Source organism: Paenibacillus sp. J22TS3, from assembly GCF_018403205.1.
Classification (GTDB): Bacteria; Bacillota; Bacilli; order Paenibacillales; family Paenibacillaceae; genus Fontibacillus; species Fontibacillus tuaregi.
In genome coordinates this window covers 53,697-79,815 of record NZ_BOSF01000004.1, presented here as the reverse complement: position 1 = coordinate 79,815, position 26,119 = coordinate 53,697, and the positions used below count along the sequence as shown (strand labels likewise).

The 26,119-nt window shown below is 49.8% G+C and carries 29 protein-coding genes and 1 tRNA gene; 18 read left to right on the top strand and 12 right to left on the bottom strand.

Annotated features, from left to right (window positions below; all coding sequences use genetic code 11):
- Positions 1-76 precede the first annotated feature (76 nt).
- From KJS63_RS13765 to KJS63_RS13745, 5 genes are all read left to right on the top strand, one after another.
- Complete coding sequence (locus tag KJS63_RS13765; protein ID WP_213619666.1) at positions 77-640, top strand: cob(I)yrinic acid a,c-diamide adenosyltransferase; 564 nt, start codon at positions 77-79, stop codon at positions 638-640.
- Complete coding sequence (locus KJS63_RS13760; protein ID WP_213619665.1) at positions 640-1,614, top strand: RluA family pseudouridine synthase; 975 nt, start codon at positions 640-642, stop codon at positions 1,612-1,614. Before KJS63_RS13765 ends, KJS63_RS13760 begins: the two co-directional genes overlap by 1 nt.
- Before the next feature lie 171 nt (positions 1,615-1,785).
- Entirely contained in the window at positions 1,786-2,151 is a 366-nt protein-coding gene (locus KJS63_RS13755; RefSeq protein ID WP_213619664.1) for an arsenate reductase family protein, read from the top strand.
- Between the two features lie 91 nt (positions 2,152-2,242).
- The gene (locus KJS63_RS13750) at positions 2,243-3,127 is read left to right on the top strand and encodes a 5'-3' exonuclease (protein WP_213619663.1); all 885 of its coding nucleotides are present in this window, start codon (positions 2,243-2,245) and stop codon (positions 3,125-3,127) included.
- Positions 3,128-4,234, top strand: coding sequence for a phosphodiester glycosidase family protein (locus tag KJS63_RS13745; protein ID WP_213619662.1), 1,107 nt, complete (start codon positions 3,128-3,130; stop codon positions 4,232-4,234).
- 97 nt (positions 4,235-4,331) lie between these two features.
- On the opposite strand, the gene KJS63_RS13740 is transcribed toward KJS63_RS13745, so the two are convergent.
- The gene (locus KJS63_RS13740) at positions 4,332-4,886 is read right to left on the bottom strand and encodes a phosphatidylglycerophosphatase A family protein (protein WP_068615655.1); all 555 of its coding nucleotides are present in this window, start codon (positions 4,884-4,886) and stop codon (positions 4,332-4,334) included.
- Positions 4,887-5,036: 150 nt separating this feature from the next.
- On the opposite strand from KJS63_RS13740, the gene KJS63_RS13735 reads away from it, so the two are divergent.
- The 3 genes from KJS63_RS13735 to KJS63_RS13725 all read left to right on the top strand — a co-directional run bounded on the left by KJS63_RS13735 (position 5,037) and on the right by KJS63_RS13725 (position 7,629).
- Complete coding sequence (locus tag KJS63_RS13735) at positions 5,037-6,110, top strand: GerMN domain-containing protein (protein WP_213619661.1); 1,074 nt, start codon at positions 5,037-5,039, stop codon at positions 6,108-6,110.
- 134 nt (positions 6,111-6,244) lie between these two features.
- Complete coding sequence (rph, locus tag KJS63_RS13730) at positions 6,245-7,003, top strand: ribonuclease PH (protein WP_213619660.1); 759 nt, start codon at positions 6,245-6,247, stop codon at positions 7,001-7,003.
- Complete coding sequence (locus KJS63_RS13725; protein ID WP_213619659.1) at positions 7,000-7,629, top strand: XTP/dITP diphosphatase; 630 nt, start codon at positions 7,000-7,002, stop codon at positions 7,627-7,629. The genes rph and KJS63_RS13725 overlap by 4 nt, the downstream gene beginning before the upstream one ends.
- A 186-nt stretch (positions 7,630-7,815) precedes the next feature.
- Here KJS63_RS13725 and KJS63_RS13720 read toward each other — a convergent pair whose 3' ends face one another.
- Positions 7,816-8,586 carry a class I SAM-dependent methyltransferase gene (locus KJS63_RS13720; RefSeq protein WP_213619658.1) on the bottom strand — a complete coding sequence of 257 codons (771 nt, stop codon included), beginning with the start codon at positions 8,584-8,586 and terminating at the stop codon, positions 7,816-7,818.
- A gap of 137 nt (positions 8,587-8,723) precedes the next feature.
- Positions 8,724-10,568 (bottom strand): asparagine synthase (glutamine-hydrolyzing), encoded by a 1,845-nt coding sequence (asnB, locus tag KJS63_RS13715; protein ID WP_213619657.1) that lies wholly within the window; start codon positions 10,566-10,568, stop codon positions 8,724-8,726.
- A gap of 138 nt (positions 10,569-10,706) precedes the next feature.
- Here asnB and KJS63_RS13710 point away from each other — a divergent pair, with 138 nt between their 5' ends.
- Together KJS63_RS13710 and KJS63_RS13705 are read left to right on the top strand one after the other, a co-directional pair.
- On the top strand, positions 10,707-11,021 hold the full coding sequence (locus KJS63_RS13710) for a hypothetical protein (RefSeq protein ID WP_244862604.1): 315 nt from the start codon (positions 10,707-10,709) through the stop codon (positions 11,019-11,021).
- Positions 11,022-11,044: 23 nt separating this feature from the next.
- Positions 11,045-11,401, top strand: coding sequence for a hypothetical protein (locus KJS63_RS13705; RefSeq protein ID WP_213619655.1), 357 nt, complete (start codon positions 11,045-11,047; stop codon positions 11,399-11,401).
- An 88-nt stretch (positions 11,402-11,489) separates the two neighbouring features.
- Here KJS63_RS13705 and KJS63_RS13700 read toward each other — a convergent pair whose 3' ends face one another.
- Positions 11,490-11,798, bottom strand: coding sequence for a magnetosome magnetite crystal formation protein family (locus KJS63_RS13700; RefSeq protein ID WP_213619654.1), 309 nt, complete (start codon positions 11,796-11,798; stop codon positions 11,490-11,492).
- Positions 11,799-11,985: 187 nt separating this feature from the next.
- Here KJS63_RS13700 and KJS63_RS13695 point away from each other — a divergent pair.
- A tRNA-Arg gene (locus KJS63_RS13695) sits at positions 11,986-12,059 on the top strand.
- A gap of 447 nt (positions 12,060-12,506) precedes the next feature.
- Here KJS63_RS13695 and KJS63_RS13690 read toward each other — a convergent pair.
- From KJS63_RS13690 to KJS63_RS13660, 7 genes are all read right to left on the bottom strand, one after another.
- Complete coding sequence (locus tag KJS63_RS13690) at positions 12,507-13,859, bottom strand: sensor histidine kinase (protein WP_213619653.1); 1,353 nt, start codon at positions 13,857-13,859, stop codon at positions 12,507-12,509.
- Complete coding sequence (locus tag KJS63_RS13685; RefSeq protein WP_213619652.1) at positions 13,856-14,554, bottom strand: response regulator transcription factor; 699 nt, start codon at positions 14,552-14,554, stop codon at positions 13,856-13,858. Before KJS63_RS13685 ends, KJS63_RS13690 begins: the two co-directional genes overlap by 4 nt.
- 100 nt (positions 14,555-14,654) lie before the next feature.
- Positions 14,655-15,083 carry a hypothetical protein gene (locus KJS63_RS13680; protein ID WP_213619651.1) on the bottom strand — a complete coding sequence of 143 codons (429 nt, stop codon included), beginning with the start codon at positions 15,081-15,083 and terminating at the stop codon, positions 14,655-14,657.
- Between the two features lie 97 nt (positions 15,084-15,180).
- Positions 15,181-15,846: a TetR/AcrR family transcriptional regulator gene (locus tag KJS63_RS13675; protein WP_213619650.1), complete on the bottom strand. Its 666-nt coding sequence runs from the start codon at positions 15,844-15,846 to the stop codon at positions 15,181-15,183.
- A 67-nt stretch (positions 15,847-15,913) separates the two neighbouring features.
- Complete coding sequence (locus KJS63_RS13670) at positions 15,914-16,948, bottom strand: ABC transporter permease (protein WP_213619649.1); 1,035 nt, start codon at positions 16,946-16,948, stop codon at positions 15,914-15,916.
- Entirely contained in the window at positions 16,945-17,676 is a 732-nt protein-coding gene (locus KJS63_RS13665) for an ABC transporter ATP-binding protein (protein ID WP_213619648.1), read from the bottom strand. The genes KJS63_RS13670 and KJS63_RS13665 overlap by 4 nt, the downstream gene beginning before the upstream one ends.
- Positions 17,677-17,795: 119 nt before the next feature.
- Complete coding sequence (locus KJS63_RS13660) at positions 17,796-18,137, bottom strand: PilZ domain-containing protein (RefSeq protein WP_262363165.1); 342 nt, start codon at positions 18,135-18,137, stop codon at positions 17,796-17,798.
- 278 nt (positions 18,138-18,415) lie between these two features.
- On the opposite strand from KJS63_RS13660, the gene KJS63_RS13655 reads away from it, so the two are divergent.
- From KJS63_RS13655 to pstA, 4 genes are all read left to right on the top strand, one after another.
- Positions 18,416-19,852 (top strand): stalk domain-containing protein, encoded by a 1,437-nt coding sequence (locus KJS63_RS13655; protein ID WP_213619647.1) that lies wholly within the window; start codon positions 18,416-18,418, stop codon positions 19,850-19,852.
- A 27-nt stretch (positions 19,853-19,879) separates the two neighbouring features.
- A complete protein-coding gene (locus KJS63_RS13650; protein WP_068615692.1) occupies positions 19,880-20,740 on the top strand; it encodes a phosphate ABC transporter substrate-binding protein in 861 nt (286 codons plus the stop codon).
- 87 nt (positions 20,741-20,827) lie between these two features.
- Complete coding sequence (gene pstC / locus KJS63_RS13645; RefSeq protein ID WP_213619646.1) at positions 20,828-21,790, top strand: phosphate ABC transporter permease subunit PstC; 963 nt, start codon at positions 20,828-20,830, stop codon at positions 21,788-21,790.
- Entirely contained in the window at positions 21,787-22,668 is an 882-nt protein-coding gene (pstA, locus tag KJS63_RS13640) for a phosphate ABC transporter permease PstA (protein WP_068615695.1), read from the top strand. Before pstC ends, pstA begins: the two co-directional genes overlap by 4 nt.
- Positions 22,669-22,971: 303 nt before the next feature.
- Here pstA and KJS63_RS13635 read toward each other — a convergent pair whose 3' ends face one another.
- On the bottom strand, positions 22,972-23,454 hold the full coding sequence (locus tag KJS63_RS13635; RefSeq protein WP_213619645.1) for a glutathione peroxidase: 483 nt from the start codon (positions 23,452-23,454) through the stop codon (positions 22,972-22,974).
- A 306-nt stretch (positions 23,455-23,760) separates the two neighbouring features.
- On the opposite strand from KJS63_RS13635, the gene KJS63_RS13630 reads away from it, so the two are divergent.
- From KJS63_RS13630 to KJS63_RS13620, 3 genes are read left to right on the top strand one after another with little or no spacing between them, the layout of a single operon-like run.
- Positions 23,761-24,597, top strand: a complete 837-nt coding sequence (locus KJS63_RS13630; RefSeq protein ID WP_213619644.1) for an amino acid ABC transporter substrate-binding protein — start codon at positions 23,761-23,763, stop codon at positions 24,595-24,597.
- Positions 24,598-24,629: 32 nt separating this feature from the next.
- Positions 24,630-25,298 carry an amino acid ABC transporter permease gene (locus KJS63_RS13625; protein WP_068615698.1) on the top strand — a complete coding sequence of 223 codons (669 nt, stop codon included), beginning with the start codon at positions 24,630-24,632 and terminating at the stop codon, positions 25,296-25,298.
- A 12-nt stretch (positions 25,299-25,310) separates the two neighbouring features.
- Positions 25,311-26,060, top strand: a complete 750-nt coding sequence (locus KJS63_RS13620) for an amino acid ABC transporter ATP-binding protein (protein WP_213619643.1) — start codon at positions 25,311-25,313, stop codon at positions 26,058-26,060.
- Positions 26,061-26,119: the final 59 nt, after the last annotated feature.

The window sequence follows — 26,119 nt, the reverse complement described above, 5'->3', positions numbered from 1 at the left end:
CTTATTAAAGGAGATCCTCCAGAGGGTCTCCTTTTTTCGGGACTATGCTACTACGATTAATAGGAGGTATACGGGAATGTCCATATATACACGAACAGGGGACGAAGGCAAAACGTCTATTATTGGCGGCCGGGTGATGAAAGATGATGAGCGGATCGAGGCTTACGGGACTATAGATGAGCTGAACTGCTTTGTAGGACAGGCGATTAGTCAGGCTGATCCCAAGCAGTTTGCCGATATGAGACAGCATCTGCTTCAGATCCAGCATGAATTGTTTGATTGTGGTTCAGATCTGGCATTTGTAAACTTAAGTGAGAGCCGGTATAAGGTGACTGCGCCGATGGTTGTGGCTTTGGAGAAGTGGATTGACCTATATGAGGAGGAGAACCCGAAGCTGGAGCGGTTTATCCTGCCGGGGGGAACCCCGTTTGCTTCAACACTGCATATCTGCCGCACTGTCTGCCGGCGCGCGGAACGACGTACAGTCTCTTTGGGTGCCACACATGAGATCAATCCGGAGGTCATCAGATATTTGAACCGTCTCTCTGATTTCTTCTTCTCTGCTGCACGTACGGCTAATGCCAGAATGAACTTGTCCGATATAGAATATGAACGAAGTGCAAAGGTGTTCCGTGGCTGATGACAACTTATTACGATCCGATCATTTATGAAGTAAAGGCAGCGGACAGCGGGATGCTGCTGAAGACCGTGCTGCAGCGGAGATTGGGTGTGTCGCGCAAGCTCATGTCCAAAATCAAGCTTACTGAACAGGGAATCACGCTCAACGGGAAGCGTGTGTATATCAGTGTACCTGTTCAAGAAGGGGATCTTGTTGCGATACGTATGCAGCAGGAGGAGTCGGATGATATTCTGCCTCAGCCTATTCCTTTTGACATTCTGTTCGAGGATGAAGCACTGCTTGTGGTTAACAAAGCCCCAGGGATTATTGTTCATCCAACACATGGACATTACACGGAGACCTTGGCCAATGGGGTAGTCCACTACTGGAAGGAGCGCAACCAGAAATTCCGGTTCCGGCCGATACACAGGCTGGACCAAGAAACCAGTGGTGTGTTGGCGATTGCCAAGAACGCTTATGTCCATCAGCATATTTCCGAGCAGCTGATTGCCGGGCAGGTAACCAAACGGTACAAAGCCCTTGTTCATGGTGTTCCTGACTCCTTGGAAGGCAAGCTGGATGGACCAATTGACCGCGACCCGCTCGAGCCGCATCGGAGGATTGTAACTCCATCGGGATACCCGGCCCTTACCTTTTATAAGACAACTATGCAGTTCCGGGACGCATCCCTGGTGGAAATCCGGCTCGGCACGGGCAGAACCCACCAGATCCGGGTTCATATGTCTTCAATCGGTTGTCCGTTAATTGGCGATAAGATGTATGTTCACCCTGACTGGGATACTTTCTCTGAAGATAAGCGGAAGGCCGCAGGCATGCTGGATAACATGATGGGCAGGCAGGCACTTCATGCCGCCGAGCTTGGTCTAAAGCATCCGCTAACAGGGCAAGACATGCTGTTTGAAGCCCCGCTGCCTGAGGATATAACCGGGCTTATTACGGAATTAACACGAGACCGATCTGAACAAGAGCGTTAAATGTCTCCGGTGAAGAAATAGCATTTGTCCATGTTGCCCGGTGCTGCGACGGGATACAAAACTTTAAGAAATCCTAATGGAGCAGCGATCCAGGCGACACCTTTACCGGCTTCAAATGCTGAACCTGGATATGAAACCATTCAATACATGTTAAAAAACAGGAGGTTCATCATGAGTAAACTTACCGTTTATCAATATCCCAAGTGCGGGACTTGCCGCAATGCGGTGAAATGGCTGCAATCGGCAGGCCACGAACTGGAGCTGCATCATATCTTTGATGCCCCTCCTAGTGAGAAGGAACTGGCATCACTTATTGAACTGAGCGGACTTGAGGTTAAGAAATTTTTCAATACTAGTGGCGAGGTATACAAAGAAATGGCTTTAAAGGACAAGCTGCCTTCGCTATCGAAAGAGGAGCAAATTGCCCTTCTCGCATCGAACGGCCGGTTGATTAAGAGGCCTGTCGTAACTGACGGGAAGAAAGTAACGGTTGGCTTCAAAGAGGCTGCCTATCAAGATGTATGGAGTCAACAATAGCCATCGAACACCTGCTGCTTGTATGATATACTGAAGTATATACGCCCAGATTGATTATGCTGGGCTAGGAAGCAATTAAGGAGAGAGTAATTTGACTAGTGGAAGAGAAACTTTATTGCTGGTAGACGGTATGGCACTGATGTTCCGGGCTTATTATGCCTCGGCAGCCAGCGGTTATATCCGGCGGACCAAAGCCGGCCTGCCCACGAATGCGATATACGGATTCATGCGGTATTTCTGGGATGCGGTGGAGAAGTTCTCTCCTACCCATGTGGCCTGCTGCTGGGATTTGGGAAGCAAGACCTTTAGGACCGAGCAGTTCGCTGCGTACAAAGGAAATCGTTCCGATGCTCCTGATGAGCTCATTCCCCAGTTTGCCGTGATCCGGGAGGTGATGGACAGCCTCGGAATTCCGAATGTTAGTGCGCCAGGATATGAGGCGGATGACTGTATCGGCACCCTGGCCTCGATCTATTGTGAGGATATGGATGTGCTGGTGCTGACCGGAGACCATGATATGCTGCAGCTTGTTAATGAATGTACAAGCGTAATTATTATGAAGAAGGGCCATGGTAACTACATGGTGTATACGCCCGAGAGCTTGATGGAAGAGAGACAACTGACCCCACGTCAGATTATAGACGTTAAGGGACTGATGGGCGATCCTAGTGACAATTATCCGGGAGTGCGCGGGATCGGGGAAAAGACAGCGATTAAGCTGGTGCAGGAGTATCATGATGTTGAAGGTATTCTTGCCAATCTGGACAACCTTTCCAAGGGGGTCCGGACCAAAATTGAGACGGACTTGGAGATGCTGCATCTGTCCAGGGAACTGGCCACGATTAAGTGTGACGTCGAATTGGCTTGTCCGATCGAAGACTGTCTGCTTGAGCTTAATCATGCCGTAATCGCTTCTAAATTTGAAGAGCTGGAAATGAAAAGTATCTGTTCATGGATGGGAGTTGCAATCAGTTAGATGAGATCAGGATCAGGCAATCATACATTAACTTGGTTTAAAGGTTTTATTACCGCCCTTGCGGTTCTATTGGCGGTGACTTGGAGCGTTGGCATACAGCCGGCAGAAGCCAAAGCGGCGATCAAATCTTCGGTAAGCAAGGTGAAGGTGGGAGGAAGAACTTTTACCGTTCAGACCGTATCCGTTCCTAAAGGTACCCCGGTAACTCTCGGTCTGGCCAAGCGTCAGGTAGGACAGACGGAGGCATTCACCAGCATCGTCAAAAATTATCATGCGGAGGCTGCGATTAACGGTGCCTTCTTCAACGCGTACGGAGGTCCGGCTGATCCATATGGCACGTTAATCCTTCAGGGACGGGTAGCTCATTTTGGCGGATATGGGACCACAATCGGGTTCTTGAAAGACGGAACTGCACTTATGTCTTCCCTGTATCATTCTCTTACAGGTAAGGTTACGGATGATAAGGGCAATTCGCTGGGGTGGTATGCCGTGTTTATGAACCGGACACCTGCAGATGGGGCGAGCACGATTATTAAATATACCCCGGACCGGGGCAGCCGGGTTGGGTTCACAGGCGGAATCGCCGTAACTATTGTGAACGGCAAAGTCACCAAGAAAGAAGTTAATGCAAACAGCCTGATTCCGAAGGATGGTTATGTGCTCGTATTCACAGGGACTGAGAAAAAGAGCTCTGACCGGTTCCACGTGGGAAATTCGGTTGAGGAGAAGCTGGTCTACAAAGATGCCAAGGGCAATTCTATCCCTTGGGAGAACGTTGTGACTGCGGTTGGGGCGGGGCCCCGCCTTGTGCATGATGGCAGAGTTGAGCTGAACGCCAAAGCGGAAGGCTTCAATGATCCGAAAATCCTGACAAGCGCTGCCGCCCGGAGCGGCATTGCCATTATGCCAGACGGCTCTGTTCTGCTTGCGACCGTACAGGGAGCGACCATGCAGCAATGGGCCGCAATTATGAAAGCACTTGGAGCGAAGCAGGCCATGAACCTTGACGGAGGCGCCTCTTCCGCGCTTTATGCTGGCGGCAAGGTGCTTACTCAGGCTGGACGGCCGCTCAGCAATGTGCTTGTATTTGGGAGCAATGTGAAGTAAATCTGACTTGTAGATCCATAGTTCAACTTAGTATAAAAGAAGGGTGTTCTCCAACTGCCATACTGTGGCAGCCGGGAACACCCTTCTTTTGCTGTGCCTATTTGGCTTGATCTGCGGATTCCTCGCCTTTTTCAATTTCGCGTTCGGCTTGCTTGCGGTGGGCAATCCGGCTGCTGGCTGAAGCCGCAATCGCACCGACAATATCATCAAGGAACGTATGAACCGGTCCTAAGGATTTGTCATTTAGGCGCTCAAGCACGCCGGGCTTCAGCTTATCCACATATCCATAATTGGTAAAACCGATGCTTCCATACACATTGACGATGGAGAAGGCGAGGATTTCGTCCACCCCATATAATCCTTCATCATTAGAGATCATATCCTGAAGCTCAGGGATGAGCAGGCCCTGCTCCGCCAGAATATCCAGCTGGATGCCGGTGAGTACGGCATTTTGGACTTCTCTCTTCGTCAGCACCTGCTCCACATTATGGATGCATTCTTCCATGGTCAGATCAGGATAGTACTTCTGCTGGAGCAGCATGACAAGCTCGGCAATCTCCTCAATTTTGACGCCCCGCTTATCAAGCCACACTCTTGTGGCGTCGGCCACTTTTTTACTGTTCAAGCTGTAAGGGATTTTCGAATGTTCCATGACCTTCACCTCAACTCCTAACATATTCAGTCCGTGTGTGTTATGTGCAGTGTGTCCATTTCCCGCAAATTCTAGTTATTTTCCCAGTGGAGGGCTCGTATATATAGTAATACAAACCGTTAGAAAATGTTAGGGAGGAACGAAAAACCTATGAAATCATTACCAAAAGTAAAGACCTCCGCTGCTGTTGGCCTCGTGGCAATCCCTTTATTATTATCGGGGTGCGGTCTCTTCGGATCGCAAGGTGCGGCACAAATTGATCCTCCGCCAGCTGATGTGGAATCCCAAATGCTGCAGACGGTTGATCCGGCCAGTAAGACAAGCTTAGGCAAGACAAGCCCGGCCAACACGGAGCATGCTACCGTGTATCTCAAGAATGAACAGGGGATGCTTGCCCCGGTAACGTTAAATCTTCCCCAAGGAGGCAAGGAGGGCAAGCTGAACAGACTGATGGAGTCTCTCGTTCAGGATGGTGCTTATGCGTCTTCGTTCCCGCAAGGGTTCACCGGAGTGCTTCCTAAAGGGACTGAGGTCACCCAGGTCTCTGTGGACAAAAAACAGAAGCTGGCGGTTGTTGAGTTTACGAAGCCTTTTGCCAAGTATGACACGAAAGATGAGCGTAAAATTCTCGAGGCTATAACCTGGACTTTGACTGGAGATCCGGACGTTCAGAATGTTCAACTGTGGGTGGACGGGCAGAGACTGACAGAAATGCCGGTTGGTCATACGCCGCTCAGCCAGCCGCTCAACCGTACGGTTGGGATCAATCTTGAATTGACTGCAGGAGCAGCAGTATCCCAGACAAGCCCGGTAACCGTATACTTCTCCGCAGTTACGAAACAGGGTGTCCCTTATTTTGTGCCGGTAACGAGACTTGTTCCTGCAGGAGAGGACACGGTCAAAGCGGCTCTTGGCCAATTGATCCAGGGTCCGGTACAGGGAGACGGTCTGCAGCAGGTGCTGACCGCGAATACCTCTATTGATTCTGTGGAGACCGCCAAGGATGGGGTGGTTACCGTATCTCTGAAGGATGATATGTTTCAGTCGGGTGAGAAGGTTCCGTCAGAGTTCCTTCAGTCCCTTGTGCTGACCGTAACGGAGAACGCGCCAAGTGATAAGGTTAGAATCTGGATGAACGGGAGCAAGGATGTGGTCGGTGATGACGATCAGAAGTACAGCGAGCCTGTATCCCGGCCAGAACTGATCAATAACATCCCAATTTAATAGGGTTCGGGGCCTGCTGATGGAGGCTCCTTTTTTTATTCTGGAGCGAAAATGGCCCTTAGGGTGCTTTTGGGGGATCACTTTGGTAAAATAGGGGAAGATTAGACAGGATGAAATGTAGGAGGCACATGGTTATGAGAATAAACGGACGCCTGGCAGATGAGCGCAGGCCCATGAATTTGACGGTAAACCCTAATAAATATGCGGAGGGCTCCGTATTTATCGAAGTCGGTGACACGAAGGTACTGTGCACAGCAACGGTTGAAGAGAAGGTCCCTCCTTTTATGAAAGGACAGGGGCGGGGCTGGGTTACGGCCGAGTATTCCATGCTTCCAAGGGCAACACAGACGCGGAACCAGCGTGAATCTGCCCGTGGTAAGCTGAGCGGGAGAACGATGGAGATTCAACGTCTGATTGGCCGTGCGCTCAGATCAGTTGTGAATCTTCAGGCTCTTGGTGAGCGCACAGTTATCGTGGATTGCGATGTCATTCAGGCGGATGGCGGAACACGCACAACGTCCATAACAGGGGCTTTCATAGCCTTGTCCATGGCTGTGAACAAGCTTGCCCAGAAGCATAACCTTCCGGTATTTCCGGTTACGGACTACCTGGCCTCGGTTAGTGTAGGAGTAGTGGGCGAAGAGCTGCTGCTGGATTTGAACTATGAGGAAGATTCTAAAGCGAAGGTTGATATGAATGTGGTCATGACCGGGGAAGGTAAATTTGTGGAGATCCAGGGAACCGGTGAGGAGAGCCCATTCTCCCGCGAAGAAATGAACGGCATGATGGAGCTGGCCGAGCAGGGAATCCGCGAAATGATTGCCCAGCAGCAGGAAGTGCTTGGACCGATTGCCCTAAAGATTGGCTCTGGACAGGCAGGGAAGAATGTATGACGGCAGGCCTGGATAAAGTGATCATCGTAGCCACCAAGAACCAAGGAAAAGTGAAGGAGTTCGCCCATGCGCTGTCCGCTCTCGGGACGGTGCGGAGCATGTATGATTATCCCGAGCTTCCTGAGGTGGTAGAGGATGGGGATACGTTTGCGGCGAATGCCCGCAAGAAGGCTAAGACGGTTGGGGATGCGCTTGGCAAGCCGGTGCTCGCCGACGATTCCGGCCTATGTGTAGATAAGCTTGAAGGGGCTCCTGGAGTATACTCGGCACGGTATGCGGGCGAGAATGCCACAGATCAGGAGAATAATGAGAAGCTTATCCGTGAGCTGGAGAAGCTTTCGGAAGGGCAGGACACCGAGCAGCCGCTGCTCAGCCCAGCCCGCTTTGTATGCCACTTGGCGCTGTATGATCCCGCTACAGGTGAGTTTACGGAAGCTGAAGGCTCCGTGGAAGGCATGATTATGGCTGAGCCGGCCGGCAGCGGCGGGTTCGGGTATGATCCACTGTTCTATCTGCCGGCTTACGAGAAGTCAATGGCGCAGCTGACCATACAGGAGAAGCAGGCCATCAGCCATCGGGGCGCAGCACTGCGCCAGCTTCAGGAGAAATTGGGCATAACCCGGTAAATCGAAAGAACACACCCAGTAATAATATTCACCCTACACGAAATAAGGGCGGTTCCTTTTTGAAAGGAGCCGCCCTATTGTTATTCTACCGATATCCATCAGGAGGTTGAGGTATCCATGATCTTGTTTGAAAGCAGCAGCCTGCAACAAGCTCAGACCATCCGGATGGCTCAGACTTGAGGCATATCAGCTGTTTTTGATCGCTACTACCGTAAGCCTTACGTAATCTGCATACAGAGAGCCGTCTCTCCAAAGCTTGGGAATCAGCTTCGCTTTAAGCTTGGCGTAGATTGCGGACTGATCCGCAGCTGAGAACTGTTGGAAGAAATCACCGCCAAAATTCGCGAGCCAGCTCGCCAATCCCTCCTGCCCATCCGGCAGCTGGGTAGGGCGTTCATAAAGCCGCGCGTACTCGACTCGGAAACCTTCGGATTCCAGCAGGGAAGAGTATTCACCAATGCTGGGGAAGTACCAGGGATTGAGTTTGGTTGCATCCAGGCTGTATTCATCGCCCAGGACCTCATAGATGGCCTGGAGGATCGTATTTACGTTTCCTTTTCCCCCGAATTCAGCAACAAATCTCCCATCTTGCTTAAGAACTCTATGAACAGAGCGAACGACATCCGCGGCATTCTTCATCCAGTGCAGGGCCGCATTGGAGAATACCGCGTCATAAGATTTATCATCGCTCAAGGCCTCCCCATTTCCCACCTGAAATGCAAGCTGGGGGTATTTCCTGCGGGCGGTCTCGATCATAGCTTCCGAGTAATCAACACCTGAAACCTTGGCACCGGCTTTGCTGATCTCATAGGTCAAATCTCCAGTGCCGCAGCCAAGATCGAGAATTAATTCGTTCTTCTTCGGGTTTAAAAGCTCAACAAGACTTTTTCCATACTCCGAGACAAAAGCAAGTTTCGAATCATAAGAATCGGGCTTCCACGTGTTTACTGAACTCATGGGCATGCAGCTCCTTAAATGGGATAGCCCCATTATGGCACAGCGGAAGCTATACATGAAATATATAAATGATATCAAGCTTATAGTTTATATCTATTATGCTAATTGGCTGATCGGATGTGCTGCTGCCAAGCAGCCTAACGAATAATCACTTTGTACGTCTTGAGCCAATGGTTTACCTGGGTCAGATAAGCAAACAGCTGGGGACCGGACATCAGCTGCCCGAACCAGGGAAGATTTGATGAAGCCTCTGGGGATGCGGCGATTTCTCGTATTTTAGCGCTGTTGATTAAAGGAAGGATCGGGGAAGAACTATCATCTAATATGTTCAGAATCTGCTGCCTGACCATATTTAAATAGGCTGGATTGTGTGTTTTGGGGTAAGGGCTTTTCTTGCGGTACAGCACATCTTGGGGGAGAATTCCTTCCAGGGCTTTGCGGAGGATGCCCTTCTCCCTGTCTCCAGCCGTCTTGATCTCCCAAGGGATATTCCACACGTATTGAACCAACCGGTGGTCACAGAAAGGAACACGAACCTCCAGACTGGCCGCCATGCTCATTCTATCCTTGCGGTCGAGCAGCGTAGGCATGAAGCGGGTGATATTTAAGTAGGACATAATCCGCATCCGGGCCTCTCTCCTCGTCTCTGCGGCCAGTTTGGGCACTTCGTTGACCGCATCCTGGTAACGGTCCTGGATATATTCTTCGGGTCTAATCCAATCCTTGATTTCCGGTGCAAGCAGGTCGGAACGAAGATCGGTGGCAACGGACCATGGGAAGGTTCCCGAGTTCAGAAGCTCTTCCCGGTGAAACCACGGGTACCCGCCAAAGATCTCATCGGCCGCCTCTCCAGAAAGGGCTACGGTTGCATCCTTTTTGATTTCCCGGCTGAACAGATAGAGGGAGGAGTCCACGTCGGCCATGCCCGGCAGATCCCGGGCCTCAGTGGATGCGTTAAGCGCCTCGACAAGCTCAGGCGTATCAAAGCGAATCCAGTGATGCTGTGTACCGAGTTCGTCAATCATTCTCTGAATCCATGGAGCATCCGCACCAGGCTGATAGCTGTGCTCCTGGAAATATTTATCGTTATCCACATAATCCACGGAATAGGTATGAAGCTGACCCTGTCCGCTCCGATTGTAATAATCTACCGCAAGTGCCGTCAGGGCACTTGAATCGAGTCCCCCTGAGAGCAGAGTGCACACGGGCACATCGGACAAAAGCTGCCGTTCGGCTGTATCCCGGAGCAGCTCCCGCAGCTTGGAGGCGGTGGTGTCGACATCGTCTTCGTGTTGGTAGCTTTCGAGCTGCCAGTACGTATATTTCCGCAGACCGCTGCGGCTGAAAATCATGGCGTGGCCGGGCCGCAGTTCCTTTAGCTGTGTATAGACGCCATGGCCAGGTGTACGGGCGGGTCCAACAACAAATACTTCCGCCAGTCCCTCTGCATCTACTATCGGCTCTACTTTTGGATGTTCCAGAATCGCTTTGGGTTCAGAGCCAAAGATTAGTGCCCCGTCTATTTCGCTGTAGAATAAGGGCTTAACCCCCAGCCGATCCCTGGCCAGAAATACATGCTCCCTTACACTGTCCCAAATGGCAAAAGCAAAAATCCCATTCAGCTTATAGACGCAGTCAGGCCCCCATTCGATATAAGCTTGCAGCAGCACCTCGGTATCACATTGCGTGCGGAAGTGATATCCGCGCTGCTGAAGAGCCTGCTTAAGCTCGGGGGCGTTATATATTTCCCCGTTGTAGACAACGGTATAGACATGATTCTCCTCCTCAATCACCATGGGCTGCGCCCCATTGGCCGGGTCCATGACACTCAGCCTCCTGTGGCCAAAAGCGCAGGGACCGGAAATCCAGGTTCCGCCTGCGTCGGGCCCTCTTTTGCCCAGCGTTTCGGTCATGGTGAGCAGAAGGGCCGAATCCTGGGTCAAATCACGATTCCATTCGATAAAACCGGTAATTCCGCACATGTATGGATCCATCCTCTCTAATCTTTTCTCTCATCTATATGGTTCTCCGCTGGTGATAACAAATTATGCCGAACAAGGGCATAAAATGTCTGTCCTTTATGGAAAACTATGCTGTGGAAGCATGAAAGGAGCTTGGTCGTGAAAAAGACGTTTTATGTATCGGTTCAGGGCCGCTCGGTATTGGAAGACCCCAAGGCGGCATCCTACGAATGGGTAATTGAAGCGGAACCGGAGGAGGCGGAGGAACTGAGAAGACGGCTGTCTTCAGTTCAGGAGGCCGAGGAGGATAGCTTCATGAGTTATGTCTATCCTTGGCCGGATTCACCGGAAGGCAGAGTTAACGCGGCGTACTCCGATTCTTTAAATCGGGTATATAGGGAGATCTACCGCTTGGGGTCCCCGGCTACCCGAAACCAGATGGAGCAGGGCCGTCTGGTGCATGGAGAACTATAACTTGCTTATAAGGAGCGATAGACATGTATGAGATTAAAAATGCCAAATTGACAAGAATGACAGAATATAATGGAAAGCCATGTGCGGAAATTGAAATTAACCTGGCGTCCCAGCATCAACCCGGCCTATTGGCCTTTATTGCGAGAACCCCAGATGGCCAGGATTTTGAAATAATCCGAATGGTACGTAACGAATCGGATCTCGCGATCGATTGGTATAACAACAATTTGCATAATGCCTATGAAGAAATTGCGGAGGAAAATTTCGGGGATGCAGGGGAACTGGATGCGCCGCTGCAAAGAGAACAGTTCCGGAAAAGCCTCTTGCAATCGGGCAGCATCCTGACCCAGCTTGAGCAGGCGCTGCCGGCTGAGGGATAGACGGGAAGAACAAAGCGTTATCCGATCCATCCATATAACAAAAACACCTTCTTAATGAATAGGAGGTGTTTTTGCGCTTATAAGTATTTTAATAAGGCTCCGGCCAGCCGCCATTGGACAAGACGCGAATTCCTTGGACAATATTGTAGAGAAATGAGCCAAAGTAGATCACGGCGAAGAGAATAATATACAGCAGGATAGAGCCGGGATGCTGAGCCGTGAACATAAAATAAAACATGGGGATTGCGGCAAGTATCGGGAAGATGTGGGAAAATAGGGCCTTTCCCGCATGCCTCCGGACATAGACGTCATTGCTGACAAACCACACTACCACAGGCAGCAGAAAGGGAGCAAAGAAAATGCTGAAGTAGGATAGCGAAGCCAGGACAGGCCGCATAGAGATCACGCTCCTTAATATAGAGGACTTGCCAGTATATTACCCATTTGCGAACCAAAGTATTTGAGGTTACATCCAATTGTTGAGGTTCCTCAAAAAAATCCCTTTGACATTCATTCAAGATGCGTTATAATAAATAACGCATCGTTTTTTTCTAGCTTCACCCGCAGCAGGTTGTTATACATATGTCCCAGTAGCTCAGCTGGATAGAGCAACGGCCTTCTAAGCCGTCGGTCGGGGGTTCGAATCCCTCCTGGGACGTCACAGAAAAACTCTCCGTATGGAGAGTTTTTTTCGTCCCTTAGTAGAGGGATTTGAATCCCCGGTGGGGGTTCGTCGGAGCAAGGTCCCCTGGGCCGAATGGCCGGGGTCAGAGCGGAGTCTCGAGCCAAGCGAGAGTATCCCTCCTGGGACGTTAAAAGTAAGCTCCCAATTAAGGGAGCTTTTTTACGTCCCCTAGAAGAGGGATTTGAACCCCCGGTGGGGGGTTCGTCGAAGCAAGGTCCCCTGGGCCAAATGGCCGGGGACAGAGCGGAGTCTCGAGCCGAGCGAGAGTATCCCTCCTGGGACGTTAAAAGTAAGCTCCCAATCAAGGGAGCTTTTTTACGTCCCCTAGTAGAGGGATTTGAACCCCCGGTGGGGGGTTCGTCGGAGCAAGGTCCCCTAAGCCGGATGGCCGGGGGCAGAGTGGAGTCCCCCTCCCCGGCATTACTCCGACCGGTACACAAAGCTGAAGCGTGCGCCGCCGAGAGCGGAACGCTCGCAGCTGATGGTCGCGCCCAGCCGCTCTGCAATTTGGCGGCAGATGGCCAGCCCTAAGCCGGTAACGCCCTCGCGCCCTTTATAGAAGCGCTCAAAGATCGCTTCGCAATCTTTCTCCGCCACACCCTCCCCGTCATCGTCGATGTGAAAGCTCCAGCTTTTCTGCAGGAGGGACTCGGAGCTGCTTCCGGCTGGCCCGGCATTAAGCTCGATGACGACCTGGCTGCGTGCGTACCGGACCGCATTTTGAAGCAGGTTGAGCAGTACTTGAAATATCTGTTCCGCAGGGAGAAGCGTGTTAATGGAGGAGCTTCCCGTTATGCTCAGGGTAATTCCCTTCTCCGACGCAGCAGGGGTAAGAAGATCTACCGCCTGTTCGGCCATATTTCTAAGATCCTCCTGGCTGAATGTCCAGACATCCTCTACATATTCAAGCTTGGAGAGCTGCAGCAGCCGCTCTACCATATGAACCATCCGCTGGGCCTCTTTATGAATGACGTCCAGACCCTGGTCCACCGTAACCACCTGATCCTTAATGGCCAAGGCGTAGCCTTGTATGGACATAAGCGGGGTACGGAGCTCGTGGGACACATTTTGAAGAAACTCAATCTGGTAGCCGTGGTGCTTGTCAATCCGTTCCGACATCTCCTGAAAGGTGTCAATAAGTTCGCCAATTTCGGTGCGGTCAGCCTTGGGCAGGACCGGATGATGAGAACGGTAAGGCTCATATTGGCTTACAGCCGCCGTCAGCTTTTTAAGCGGCCGGGTCGTTTTCCAGATGGCGAGCAGGCCGATCGCTAACACAAACAGGAAGCTGCCCAGGATCGCGATAATGGTGGTACCCAGCAGCTGGCCGACAATCGTCCGAAGTGAGGAGAGAGGAGCGAACACCACGATTTGCAGCTTCTCATCCTCATCGAGAGTCTTGGTCGCATAGAGCATTTTGCGGTGGTCCAGCTCCATAATTCCGTCTTCCTTCTCCAGAGGGACATGAATTACGGCGTTGATCCTTTTGGCGTCACTTGCGGCAACAATCTTGTGCTGCTCATTCAAAATAAAAAAGTCGGCATAGTACAGCCTGTCTTTGAATTTCAGCTTTAAGTCCTTATCATCAATGTCATGGATATCGCCGTCATCCAGAATTTGAATGGCTTTATCAATTTGACTGTGAAGCTCGGTCTTTGCCTGGTCAATCGTAAGGCTGTGAATGAGCTGGACAAATAAAAACACCGTGATGCCCACGGTAATGAACATCCCGGCAATCAGAGAGAACAGCAGCCGTCCGCGGAGTGATCTCATCCGGTTTTGACCTGGGCTTTGTAACCGAATCCCCAAAGTGTATCAATTTGAAAAGTCGCTCCGGATTCCACCAGCTTTTTCCGCAGCCGTTTTACCAGGTCATCCACCACCCGGACATCCCCCAGATAGTCAAAATGCCACACCTGCTGAATCAGCTGCTCGCGGGTAAACGGTCGTTCCAGATGCTTGGCAAAAAAAATCAGCAGCTCATACTCTCTTGAGGTTAACGCCATCTCGGCCTCATCAACTGATACTTTGCGGTATTCTTCGTTAACCTGCAAATTTCCGGCATGGACCAGCTTGGCAGCGGCTCCACTATCCTGATCTGAACCCAGTCTTACCAGCCTGAGCATCGATTTGACCCGGCCAACGAGCTCACGCGGATTAAAGGGTTTGGACAAGAAATCGTTGCAGCCCAGCTCCAGACCAATAATCCGGTCCATCTCATCCCCCCGGGCCGAGACCATAATGATTGGCATTTCTGTAAAAGTCCGCAGCTCCGTCAGCAGCGTCAAACCGTTAACCCCCGGCATCATAATATCAAGAATCAGAAAGTCCGGCCGTCCGAGCCGCACCTGCTCAACCAGGTTTTGGCCATCCGCATACTCCGTCACCTCAAAGTTTTCTTTCCTTAAATACTCCGAGATCAGGCGAAGGATGGAAGGATCATCATCCACTACAAATATATGTGTCACTGCTAAGAATCCCCTCTCCCAGAAATAACCTTATTCTTGTACTAATTTAGCAAAAACAAAGAAAAACGGGAAGGCTGATTTACCCTCCCGTGATCTCAGCTTATTTTTTTGTGCTCTTTTTAGCTGGAGCCTTGCTTACAGATTTTTTATGATGAGCTTTTTTAACAGTCTTATGATGATGTTTGATATGATGTTTCGCATGATGTTTTGTCACGGCATGAGTTTTTTTAGCCGGCGCTTTTTTGGTGCCTTTCTTTACTGCCGGTTTAACGGCTGGTTTAGCCGCCGTTTTTTTGGCTGAAGCTTTCACAGCCGACTTATTGGCTGCCGCTGTTGTTTTGGAAGCCTTCTTGGTCTCGGTCTGCTTCTTAGCAGTGGTTTTAACTGCGGTCTTTACTGTGACGGCCGGAGTCGCTTTAACAGCAGGCTTGGCAGCAGGCGCAGGGTTCGCAAATGCACTGGCAGCTCCACCTCCTGCAAGGCTCACTACCGTAAGGATGGATACTAGACTCTTTTTCCAATTCAACATGATTATCACTCCTTCATAAGATTGATTTCATCTTATCAAGGGTTTATGAGAGCCTAATGGGAGAATTGTGGAAAAAGTATATGAAACTTATATCCTGCTATTTGGCAGCAAGTCCGTGCATGATCAACTGGATAGTCATCTCAATTTCCTTCTCCTCATCCCAAGGCATGTCGGGAGCGAGCATAAGGTGCATGACAAACAGACCAACGGCTGAGAAAGCGGCAAAGCGGATTGCGGTGAAGGAGGGAACCTCGATCAGCTCGCCTTTATCTTGGAAATGCTTGATCACTAATTGAAAGCGGTCATAAATTTTGGCGCCAATGTGCTCTATGAACTGTTCCTTTAAGGCAGGCTGGAACGGAATTTCTTGCAGAAGAATCTTAATAATTTTGAGGTGCTTGCGGGCGAAAGCCAGCCTGTTGTGAAGCACCGCTCTTAGAAAATCCTCAAATGTGGGATAATCCTGCTCCAAGACCTCGTTGAAATTGTTAAGTATGAATGGGGCAAGCAGCTTGCCCATCATAGGGGTCACAATGGACAGAAGAAGCTCTTTCTTGGTCTTATAGTGGCGGAAGATGGTTCCTTCAGCGACTCCGGCCATCTGCGCGATCTCACTTGTGGATGCGGCGGCATAACCCTTCTCTGCAAAAACCTCCACGGCCGACTCCAGAATTTTAAGCTGCTTGGCGGTGAGCTTCCGCCCTTCCCCGGATTGGAGTAGTTCTTCCAGCCATGGCTCAAGCGGCTCGGACGGCTGCGGCATGATAAGTCACCCTCCTGTGCAAAATAGGTTGGATCATCTTCGTATTCTATCATATTTCATATCAGGCTTAAATTTTGCGGTATTTGCGCAGGGCGAGAATATTAAGCAGGATGAAGGTAATCGAGAAGGCTGCCAGTACAATGACATCCGAAGCGATAGCATCCCATCCTTTGCCCCGGATCATTACATCACTGAGTCCCTTGGCCCCATACGCCAGCGGCATAATGACTTCAAGCTTCTTCAGCCACTCGGGCAGCGTATCCAAAGGGAAGAGGCCTGATAAGAACAGCTGCGGCACAATAATAATGGGGATGAATTGAATCATCTGCAGCTCGTTATTTGCGTAAGCGGAGATAAGAGTTCCAAGCGTAAGGGCTGTCAGTGACATCAGCAGGGTCAGCAGAAGAACCCAACCAAACGAACCTACCATCATAATCCCAAGCACTTGAATGCAGTACCAGGAGATCAACAGGGCCTGAACTATCGTGAAAATCCCATACCCGGCTACATAACCGAGCACAATCTCCCAGCGCTTCAGCGGGGTAGACAGCAGACGCTCCAGAGTTCCAGTTGTTCGTTCTCTGAGGAAGGAAACACCTGCAATCAGGAATACGAAAAAGAAGATGAAAAAGCCGATCAGAATAGGCCCGAACTGATCGATGCTTGTCATATCGGCGGATCCGTGCAGATAGGTGACAACGGGATTGAAGGAAGGGCTGTCTTTCAGCAGATGGCTGGCCGCTTTCTGTGTGGTCTGAAGCACGGCCCGGTTAATCGTTGGATCACTGCCCTCAAGCTCGATGTGAGGAATTGGCCCATTTAATGTAATTAGCGCATCGATTTTCCGCTGTTCCAGAGCGTCTTGTGCCTCATCCAGACTGCTGAAGGTATAGGTCACTGCCCCTTCTGCCTTTAGACTTGTGTCCAGTCCCTGTACCTGATGTATGTTCAGCAGTCCAAGATTAGGCTTATACTCCTTGCCGTTAAAGACAAGGTTCATGAGAGTCAGGACAAATAACGGTGCGATCAGCATTAAAGCCAATGTGCGCTTATCCCGGCGGAATTGTCTTAGAATCCGGATGACAACAGCCCATGTTCTCATGATTGATGACCTCCATAATAGATAAATGCCTCTTCGATAGAAGCCGAGCCAGTCTGCTCTATCAAGGCTTCCGGTGTATCCACAGCAAGCAGCCGGCCCTCTCGGATCATGCCAAGGCGGTCGCATTTCTCAGCTTCATCCATAACATGGGTGGTTAGCACGATGGTCGTCCCTTGATTGCTCAGGTTCTTCAGTTCTCCCCAAATCGACTGCCGCAGAACGGGATCTATCCCAACGGTAGGTTCATCCAAAATCAAAACTTTAGGGTTATGGAGCAGGGCACAAGCCAGGGACAAGCGCCGCTTCATGCCTCCAGAGTATTGGTGCACCTCCTTGGACAGATGATCCCCAAGAGCCACAATTTCAATCACCTCAAGAATCCGTTTTTTTAACTGTGCGCCTCTAAGACCGTAAAGCGATCCGAAAAACTCCAGATTCTCCTTCGCGGTAAGCTCGGTATACAGGGCGTCGGCCTGAGCCATATAACCGATTTGATGAAGAAGCGACAGCTTTGGCATCCGCGTGCCAAGCACCCGGATTTCCCCCTGGGTAGCCTCAAGCGTCCCCGTAAACAGCTTGACCAAGGTAGTCTTCCCGGAGCCGGAGGGTCCAAGGAGTCCGAAGGTTTCTGACTCGTTTACTTGAAGCGAAATGCTGTCCAGGACGGCTTTGGGGCCGAAGCTTTTGCCTACATCCGTGGCTGTAATAACCGAAGTTGAATTGCACATGATTACACCTCTCCTCATATAATGAGTGAGTACTCACTTTTATCCTGAGTATAACGAAGTCCATCTTCCTTGTAAATGTGAAAATTAAAAAGACTGCCAGGAGGCAGCCCATTCATTTGTTACAACACTTTTATTTTTCTGGCACCGGCAAGGGCCCTTAGCTCGGCATTGATCTTTTCCTTCTCCGTATCCTCCAAGTGGAGGGATAAGCCGTAGTGGAAGAAAGGGGGCTCAATTTGACGCTGCCAGCGGATCTGGGCCTCGAATTCATACTCCTCCTCGCTCAGTTTAAGGCGCAGCATCCCTTTAATGAGATTGGATGAGGCATGCAGGTCAAGCTGTGTCCGGATTCTACATCCGCCTTTGCTGATATCGATAAGGTCCACTTCTGCCAGTCTGCTGTTTAAGGTCGTTCCATTGATCTCGGAAATCCGAATCCAGCAACTCATGGGAACTTCCATAGAGTATCTGAACGGTTCCTTTCTATTATTATCGCTCATATGACCTCCGCAATTTCGGTATGCCTTTTAATTATAGCTAAAATTTGCCTTCTTTTAAACTTTGAAAATATTTATATATCATATTTTAAGTATATTTCGCAGGACACGGGTCAAATTTCCTAAATTTACATTAGTTTTTTCAATATTTTAACAATACATTACAAACTAGCTGAATTGGTTTAACAATCTTATACGAAAATGACACTATAGCACTTATGTATTAGGAAAAGGGTGAGCTGATGAAGAAGAGTAAAGTATTCAGTATGCTGGTTGCTTCCGCAGTTGTAACCTCCGCTTTGGCGGCAGGAACTGCAGGGGCTGCAGCCGACAAAAAACCGGCTAAGCCGGCGGCAACAAAACAAACAGCAGCTAAATTCAAGGTGATTAATTCAGGGCTTACAGTTGATGGCGAGAACGCTGTCCTGAGAGCTATCGAAGTAAATGGAACCAAGCTTTACTCAGTCCGTGATCTGGCTGACGCGCTGGGGGCTGGCTTGAAGCTGGACAATAGCGCCGTAGTGCTGAATGATCTATACGGTTATCACAACGTAACCATTAAACCTAACATCAAGAGCTTGCAGGTGGACGGCGCCTCCAAGGAATTTACGGTAGCTCCGAAGCTGCAGGATGGCAATATTTATGTCGAGCTGGGCCCTACGTTGGATGCTCTGGGTGCCGAGAGTGTATCTGGCGGCGGAGTATACAAAATGAAACGGCTTGAAGGAAGCTTTACGGCTCCGATCTTTGATGAGCAGGGCAATCTTCTTGTAACCAAAGAAGATGGGGAAGTTCCACAAGTCTTCAAAATTAATACGTCCCTCGGAACCCCGTCCCAAGTGTTCAACTCCAACGAAGGAGCTGCAAATGCAGTAGTATCTCCGGATCACAAGCTGGGTGCTTTCACAGATGAGAACGGCCAATTGTTTGTTTATGATCTTGGTACGGGGCATGTGAATCCTGTAGGTTCCGATACTTCGGTTAAGACGGATTTGACCTGGTCTGCAGACGGCAAGAAGCTGTACTTCATTCAAGGAGATAAGCAGGAGAAGATTTCCTACATAACGCTGGACAGCGGCAAAATTACCGAAGTCCTTGCCGATAAAGTGGAGAACAAATCCGACCTCCAGGTAACGAATGACGATAAGAAAATCGCTTATTTCGTTAACGTAACAGGTGTTGCCAAGAACGATGCGGACAGCACAGAGGACTCTCTTACGATTGACTACACTGGTGCTGGAGCCCAGCTCTATTCCCTGGATCTGGTTGCTAAAGGCGCTAAACCGGTACAGCTGACTAAAGGAACAGACAATAAACTTCTGCCTTCATTCCTGTCTGACGGAAGCCTTGTTTATATCAGTGCTGACCCGGATGGCAAAGACGTAAACAGCGTTCTTAAGAGCATTTCCGTTGATGGCTCCAAAACAACCGATCTGGTTGCGGATATTGATGTGAACTTCGATCTGGTTACGAAAGAAGGCAAACTGCTTGTAGCTGGTATCAAGGCAGACGGAAGCTCACAGCTGTTTGAAGTCGCTAACGGCACAAAAACAGAACTGTACAGCAGTCCGGAAGGCATCACAGAAGTGGCTGTGTCCAAAGACGGTAAAATCGCTGTGATCAGCGGCGGTAAAGTTGTTATGGTTCAAGGCGGTAAAGGCACTGAGCTGACTAAGTAATTTAAATTCGAGAGGAGTAATTTAATCATGAAATTATTTAAAAAAATCTCTTTGGTAGCTGTAGCTGCCGCGTTCATTCTGTCTTCCGCAGGTGTAGGATCATCTGTGCAAGCCGCAGGTTCGGTATCTGGCAAAATTACAATTAACGGTTCCACTGCGCTTCTTCCACTTTCCCTGCAAGCAGCTAAAGAATTCCAACGTTTGAATCCGAAGGTGAAAATCGCCGCTTCCGGTAAAGGTTCCGTTACAGGACCTCAAGCTGTAAATAAAGGGATCGCACAAATCGGTGCTTGTGACTGGGATGCCAGCACAGACGTTCCTGGATTCAAGGCTTTTGCTGGACAGGTAGCCAACAAAGTAGCTGTGATTCCATTTGCTACAGTAGTTAACAAAAACGTTGGTGTGGATAACCTGACTACAGAGCAGCTTAAAGGAATCTTCAGCGGCAAAATCACCAACTGGAAAGACGTTGGCGGAAGCGACGCAGATATCGTAGTGATCACGCGTGCATTCGGTTCCGGAACACGTGTTAACTATCAAGCCAAAGCTCTTGGCGGTGGAGACATCGTAAAGAAAGCTAAGAACTATAAAGAAGTAGGATCCAGCGGAGATATGAAAACAGCGGTTTCCACAACTCCGAACGCGATCGGATATATCGATCTGGTGTATGTAAGCGGCGATTTGAAAGCTGTTAAACACAACGGTGTGGCTGCTACTACAGAGAACGTAATCAAAGGAACTTATAAAGTGTGGTCTTACGGTTATTACATGACCAAAGGCCAGCCAACAGGTGCTACTAAGGCGTTCATTGACTATGTACAAAGCAAAAAGTTCCAAGAAGGTTCACTGAAAAAGCTTAAATTCATTCCGATTTCCGCTATGAAATAATTTTGAAGTTATAACATTTTATTTGTAAATGCTAACCGGCCAGCCCCGCAATGGGGCTGGTTGCTGTATGGGAGGAACCAGAACACGATGAGTACGCCAGTTCACGATTTACCGGCGCAACAGGGGGCCATGAAGAAGCAGCCTGCCCATCCATCCAGATGGAAGCGGAGCCGTGGCACCAGAGTCCGGATAACCAATGGACTATTTAAATATTATTTTTTATTCAGCATCCTTGCGCTTTGCTTTGTGCTGGCCCTGGTCATTTTCTTTATCGGCAAAACCGCATTTCTGACCTTTAACGATATTTCCCTGTCACAGTTCTTCCTGTCATTTGACTGGACCCCGGAAGAAGGGAAATTTGGCGCAGCCTCTTTTATCGTAAATACATTTTCGTTGACTGCACTCACGCTGCTGTTTGCTGTTCCGCTATCCATTGGCATGGCGATCCTGATTGCCGAAATAGCGCCTAAATGGCTGAAATCGTTCATACGCCCAATTCTCGACCTGCTGGTCGGAATTCCGTCTATTGTTTACGGCTATTTGGGACTCACGGTTCTGATTCCAATCATACGCAGTGTAAGCGGAGAAAACCTTGGGGACGGGTTGCTAGCTGCTTCACTGGTATTGACGATTATGATTCTGCCGACAGTAAGCCGGATCAGTGACGATGCCATCAGTGCTGTGCCCAAAAAATACCGTGAAGCAGCCTATGCTCTAGGTTCCACCCGGCTTCAGGTGATCATGAGGGTTGTTCTTCCGGCCGCAGGCCGGGGGATTGCCGCGGCGATTATTCTGGGCATGACCCGGGCGATCGGTGAGACCATGGCCGTAGTCATGGTTATTGGGAATACTGCGCAGCTGGCTAAATCGCTCTTCACCCCAGCTTCGGTGTTAACGAGTAATATTGTGATGCAGATTTCCAACGTCGAATTTGATTCGACCTGGAACTATGCCCTTCACATGATGGCCTTCCTTCTGCTGGTTATTTCGTTTGGTTTGATCTTAATTATCCGCTTAATCAGCAAGAAGAGAGGAGACGAGGCCGCATGAGCAGTTTCACACCTACACGCAAGAATAAACGGGCGCTGGTATGGGATAAAGCGGCTACCGGCCTCTTCTATGCGCTTGGCGCATGTATTCTTCTGTTTATTTTCTGGCTGCTGTATACGATTCTCAGCAAAGGGCTGCCGGGCATTAATCTGGAATTTCTGACCAAGCTGCCAGAAGAGATTGATGTGGGCGGAGGGATCGGGCCGGTCCTGTTCAACTCGTTCTACATCTTGATCCTGTCTCTGATCATATCAATTCCGATTGGCGTAGGCTCAGGGATTTATATGGCCGAGTACGCCCCCAAGAATAAATTCACGGAAGCGCTGCGGATGTGTGTGGAGACTTTGTCCTCCGTACCGTCCATCGTTTTCGGAATGCTGGGCTTAGCTATTTTTGCAGAGTACTTCGATATTGGTCTGACAATTCTCGGGGCTTCTGTCAGCTTGGCATTCTTGAATCTTCCTACCTTGGCCCGGGTAACGGAGGAAGCGGTAAGAGCCGTTCCTTCCGATCTTCGCAACGCTTCTTATGCGCTTGGAACAACCAAGTTCCAGACGATCCGCACGGTGGTACTGCCTGTGTCCCTGCATGCGATCATCACCGGTATTTGCTTGGTAGCAGGCCGCGCATTCGGGGAGTCTGCCGTTATTATTTTGACAGCGGGGCTGAGCACCTCCGGGGAAATGTGGGATTTCAACCTGTTCTCGCCGGGTGAGACGCTTGCCGTTCATCTGTGGTACGTGCAATCTGAAGCGATCGTGGAGGATGCTAGACAAATCGCGGATAAATCCGCCGCTGTGCTGGTCTTCGTGGTGTTATTTATTAACTTGTTGTTCCGTGTGCCGCTCTGGTTTAATAACCGGAAGATGAAGCGGTAGGCAGTACTTGGAAATTTAATGGAAAAGCTAAAAACCAACCTTATGAGCCAAGAGGCTTAAGAGGTTGGTTTTTTGCGCTTGTTACCAGATAACCAGCCAGTCCGATTCTAACTATATAAAACGAACCTTAGAAATTAACCTTTCTGAGCTTCGATCCCGAGTGATTCTGAAGAAGCGTAGCGTCCGCCTTTGTCTCCGAAATGCCCCTACTTGGATATCTAGTTCAAGCATTTCGGGGACAACAGCGGTCGTAAGAACACTCGGCATCGCAGCGCCCCATAAGGAAACGTTCATAAATTCATTTTATATAGCCAGGACTTTCTTGATATCAGCTTCAATGGCCTCCGGTTCGGTGCGTGCGCTGAACTGTTTAACCACTTCTCCATCACGGTTCACCAGGAATTTAACGAAGTTCCACTCAATATCTCCGGTATGGTAAGGGGCCGGGGTGTTCTCAACCAAATGTACGAACAGTGGATGGGCATGCTCACCCTTCACATCTATTTTGGCGAAAAGAGGGAAGGTGACCTGATAATTCAGCTCACAGAATTGCTTGATCTCTTCATTGGTCCCAGGCTCCTGGCCTGCGAACTGGTTGGATGGGAAGCCTAACACCACAAGGCCTTGATCCTTGTATGTTTCGTATAAATACTGCAGCCCCTTATAATGCGGGGTCAGCCCGCAGCCGCTGGCTGTGTTAACGATCAGCAACGTTTTGCCCTTATATTCGCTTAGGGTAGTTTCTGTGCCGTCTATGGTAGTAACTTTGAAATCATAAATTGACATGGTTCTCCTCCTCCAATTGTTGGATACCTGCTAAATAACATTGTACAGCCGTCAAACGCTTAACTCAACTCGAATACGAACAGGTATGTTTTCAGCTTCAGAGGAATGTTTTCTTGGGGAGTTACAGAAGATAAAGTAGTCCCCTGACGCAGTCCATTTTACCACATAAATCCAGAGGCGCTTAAAGAAATTTAATAGGAATCGTGGGTGAAATGCATGGATTAATCGTATCCATTCAATGGACCATCAAGAACACAACCAAGGACGCTTTTGTGGAAGTACAACAATTAGGATAGGGGTTATCTTATGACAAAGAGAAAATTAAGCCTGCTGATCATGGTGCTTTTCGTGTCCATGGTGGCCGCTGCCTGCGGCAATAACAACAAAAACAATTCGGCAGCTCCAGGGCAAGGGAATACATCAACAGGGACAAAAACGCAGACCACCTTAGAAGCTGTAAAAGCCAGCGGAAAGCTTAGAATCGGAACAGAAGGCACCTATGCGCCATTCACATTCCACGATCCAAGCGGCAAATTGACCGGATTTGACGTAGAGATTGCTGAGGAAGTAAGTAAACGGCTCGGGGTTCAGCCGCAATTTGTGGAGACCCAGTGGGACAGTCTGATCGCTGGTTTGGATGCCAAGCGTTTTGACACAGTGTTTAATGAAGTGTCCATTACGGACGAGCGTAAACAGAAGTACCTTTTTACAGACCCTTACATCGTGTCTAAAGCTGTACTGATTGTCGGAAAAGATAATACGGATATCAAGAAGTTTGCCGATCTAAAAGGCAAGAAATCAGGACAATCCCTTACAAGCAACCTCACCCAGATTGCCAAAGATAATGGAGCTGAGATTGTAGCTGTCGAAGGCTTCAACCAGGCAATCGATTTGCTGACCTCCAAACGGATTGACGCAACCGTGAACGACCAGTTGTCTTATCTTGATTTTAAGAAGCAGAAGCCGGATGTTCCGATCAAGGTTGTGGATACCTCAAGCAATGCTTCGCAAAGCGCGGGCTTGTTCAGCAAAGGTGCAGACGATCTCGTCGCTGCAGTTAACAAAGCGTTGGCGGATATGAAGAGTGACGGCACTTACCTGAAGATATCCCAAAAATATTTTGGAGAAGATGTTTCAAAATAAACAGTTGAACTAACAGATTGGATGTCTGCCTTATGGATGACCGCAAACTGCAAATATTTATAGATTCCCTGCTGCCGCTGCTGAAGTCAGCGGTGGCTTTTACCGTTCCCCTGACCCTGATCTCCTTTGCTATCGGTCTGCTGCTTGCCATATTGACCGCACTCGCGAGGTTGTCTCAGTGGAAGATCCTCAATCTGATCGCAAGATTCTATGTATGGATTATCCGGGGGACCCCGCTTTTGGTGCAGTTATTTATTATCTTTTTTGGGCTGCCGTCGATAGGTGTTACTCTGGACCCCTTTTATGCTGCAGTGATCGGGTTCTCGCTCAGTGTAGGGGCTTATGGGTCGGAAATTGTAAGAGCGGCCATTCTTTCCATTCATAAGGGGCAATGGGAAGCAGCCTATTCACTTGGCATGACGCGGCTTCAGGCTCTGAGAAGAATTGTGCTGCCCCAAGCGGCCAGGGTTTCCGTGCCTCCGCTGGCCAACTCGTTCATCAGCTTGGTCAAGGACACCTCCTTGGCTGCGAGCATTACGTATGTGGAGATGTTCAGAACCGCTCAGCAGATTGTGGCCACCACCTTTGAGCCTTTGCTGCTTTATTGTGAGGCGGGTCTTTTCTATTTGGCTTTAAGCACTATACTGTCCAGTCTGCAAAATTATTTGGAGAAGCGGCTTGACCGTTTCTCAGCAAGGTAAGGAGGTGGAACGATGATCGAGGTCCGCAATTTGCACAAATCGTTCGGCTCCTTGGAGGTGCTTAAAGGGATTGACCTGAAGCTGAAGAAGGGGAAGGTGCTGGTTATTATCGGCCCTTCAGGATCAGGCAAAACTACGCTTTTGCGCTGTTTTAATCTGCTGGAGCAGCCGGACGAAGGCTTCCTGCGCATCGGCGGAGTGACCTTGGAGTTCAAGGGAGGAAGCAAGCTGAAGCGGGATCAGATCCTCAAGCTGCGCGGGCAGAGCGGTATGGTGTTTCAGTCTTACAACCTGTTCCCTCATATGACTGCTCTCGAAAATGTAATGGAAGCTCAGGTCACGGTTAAGGGGAAAAGCAAATCTGAAGCCCGGGCATATGCGCTGGAGATGCTGGCTAAAGTGGGGCTTGGGGATAAGGCGGATTCCTATCCTCATCAGCTGTCAGGAGGGCAGCAGCAGCGGGTGGGCATAGCCAGGGCCATGGCTATGGACCCGGAGGTCCTGCTGTTTGATGAGCCGACCTCGGCGCTTGATCCAGAGCTGGTTGGCGAGGTGCTGCGGGTAATGAAGAGCCTTGCGGCCGGGGGAATGACCATGATCGTGGTAACGCATGAGATGAAGTTCGCTGCAGAGGTAGCTGACTGGGTGATCATGGTGGATAAAGGCCGAATCATTGAGGAGGGCCCGCCCAAGGATGTGCTGGAGAATCCGCGAAGCCCGCGCGCGGCCCAGTTTCTCAATTTGTTAACTGAGACGGTATAAGCTGATAAAGGGCTCTCCTTGTGGAGGGCTTTTGCTGACGTCCCAGGAGGGGTACTCTC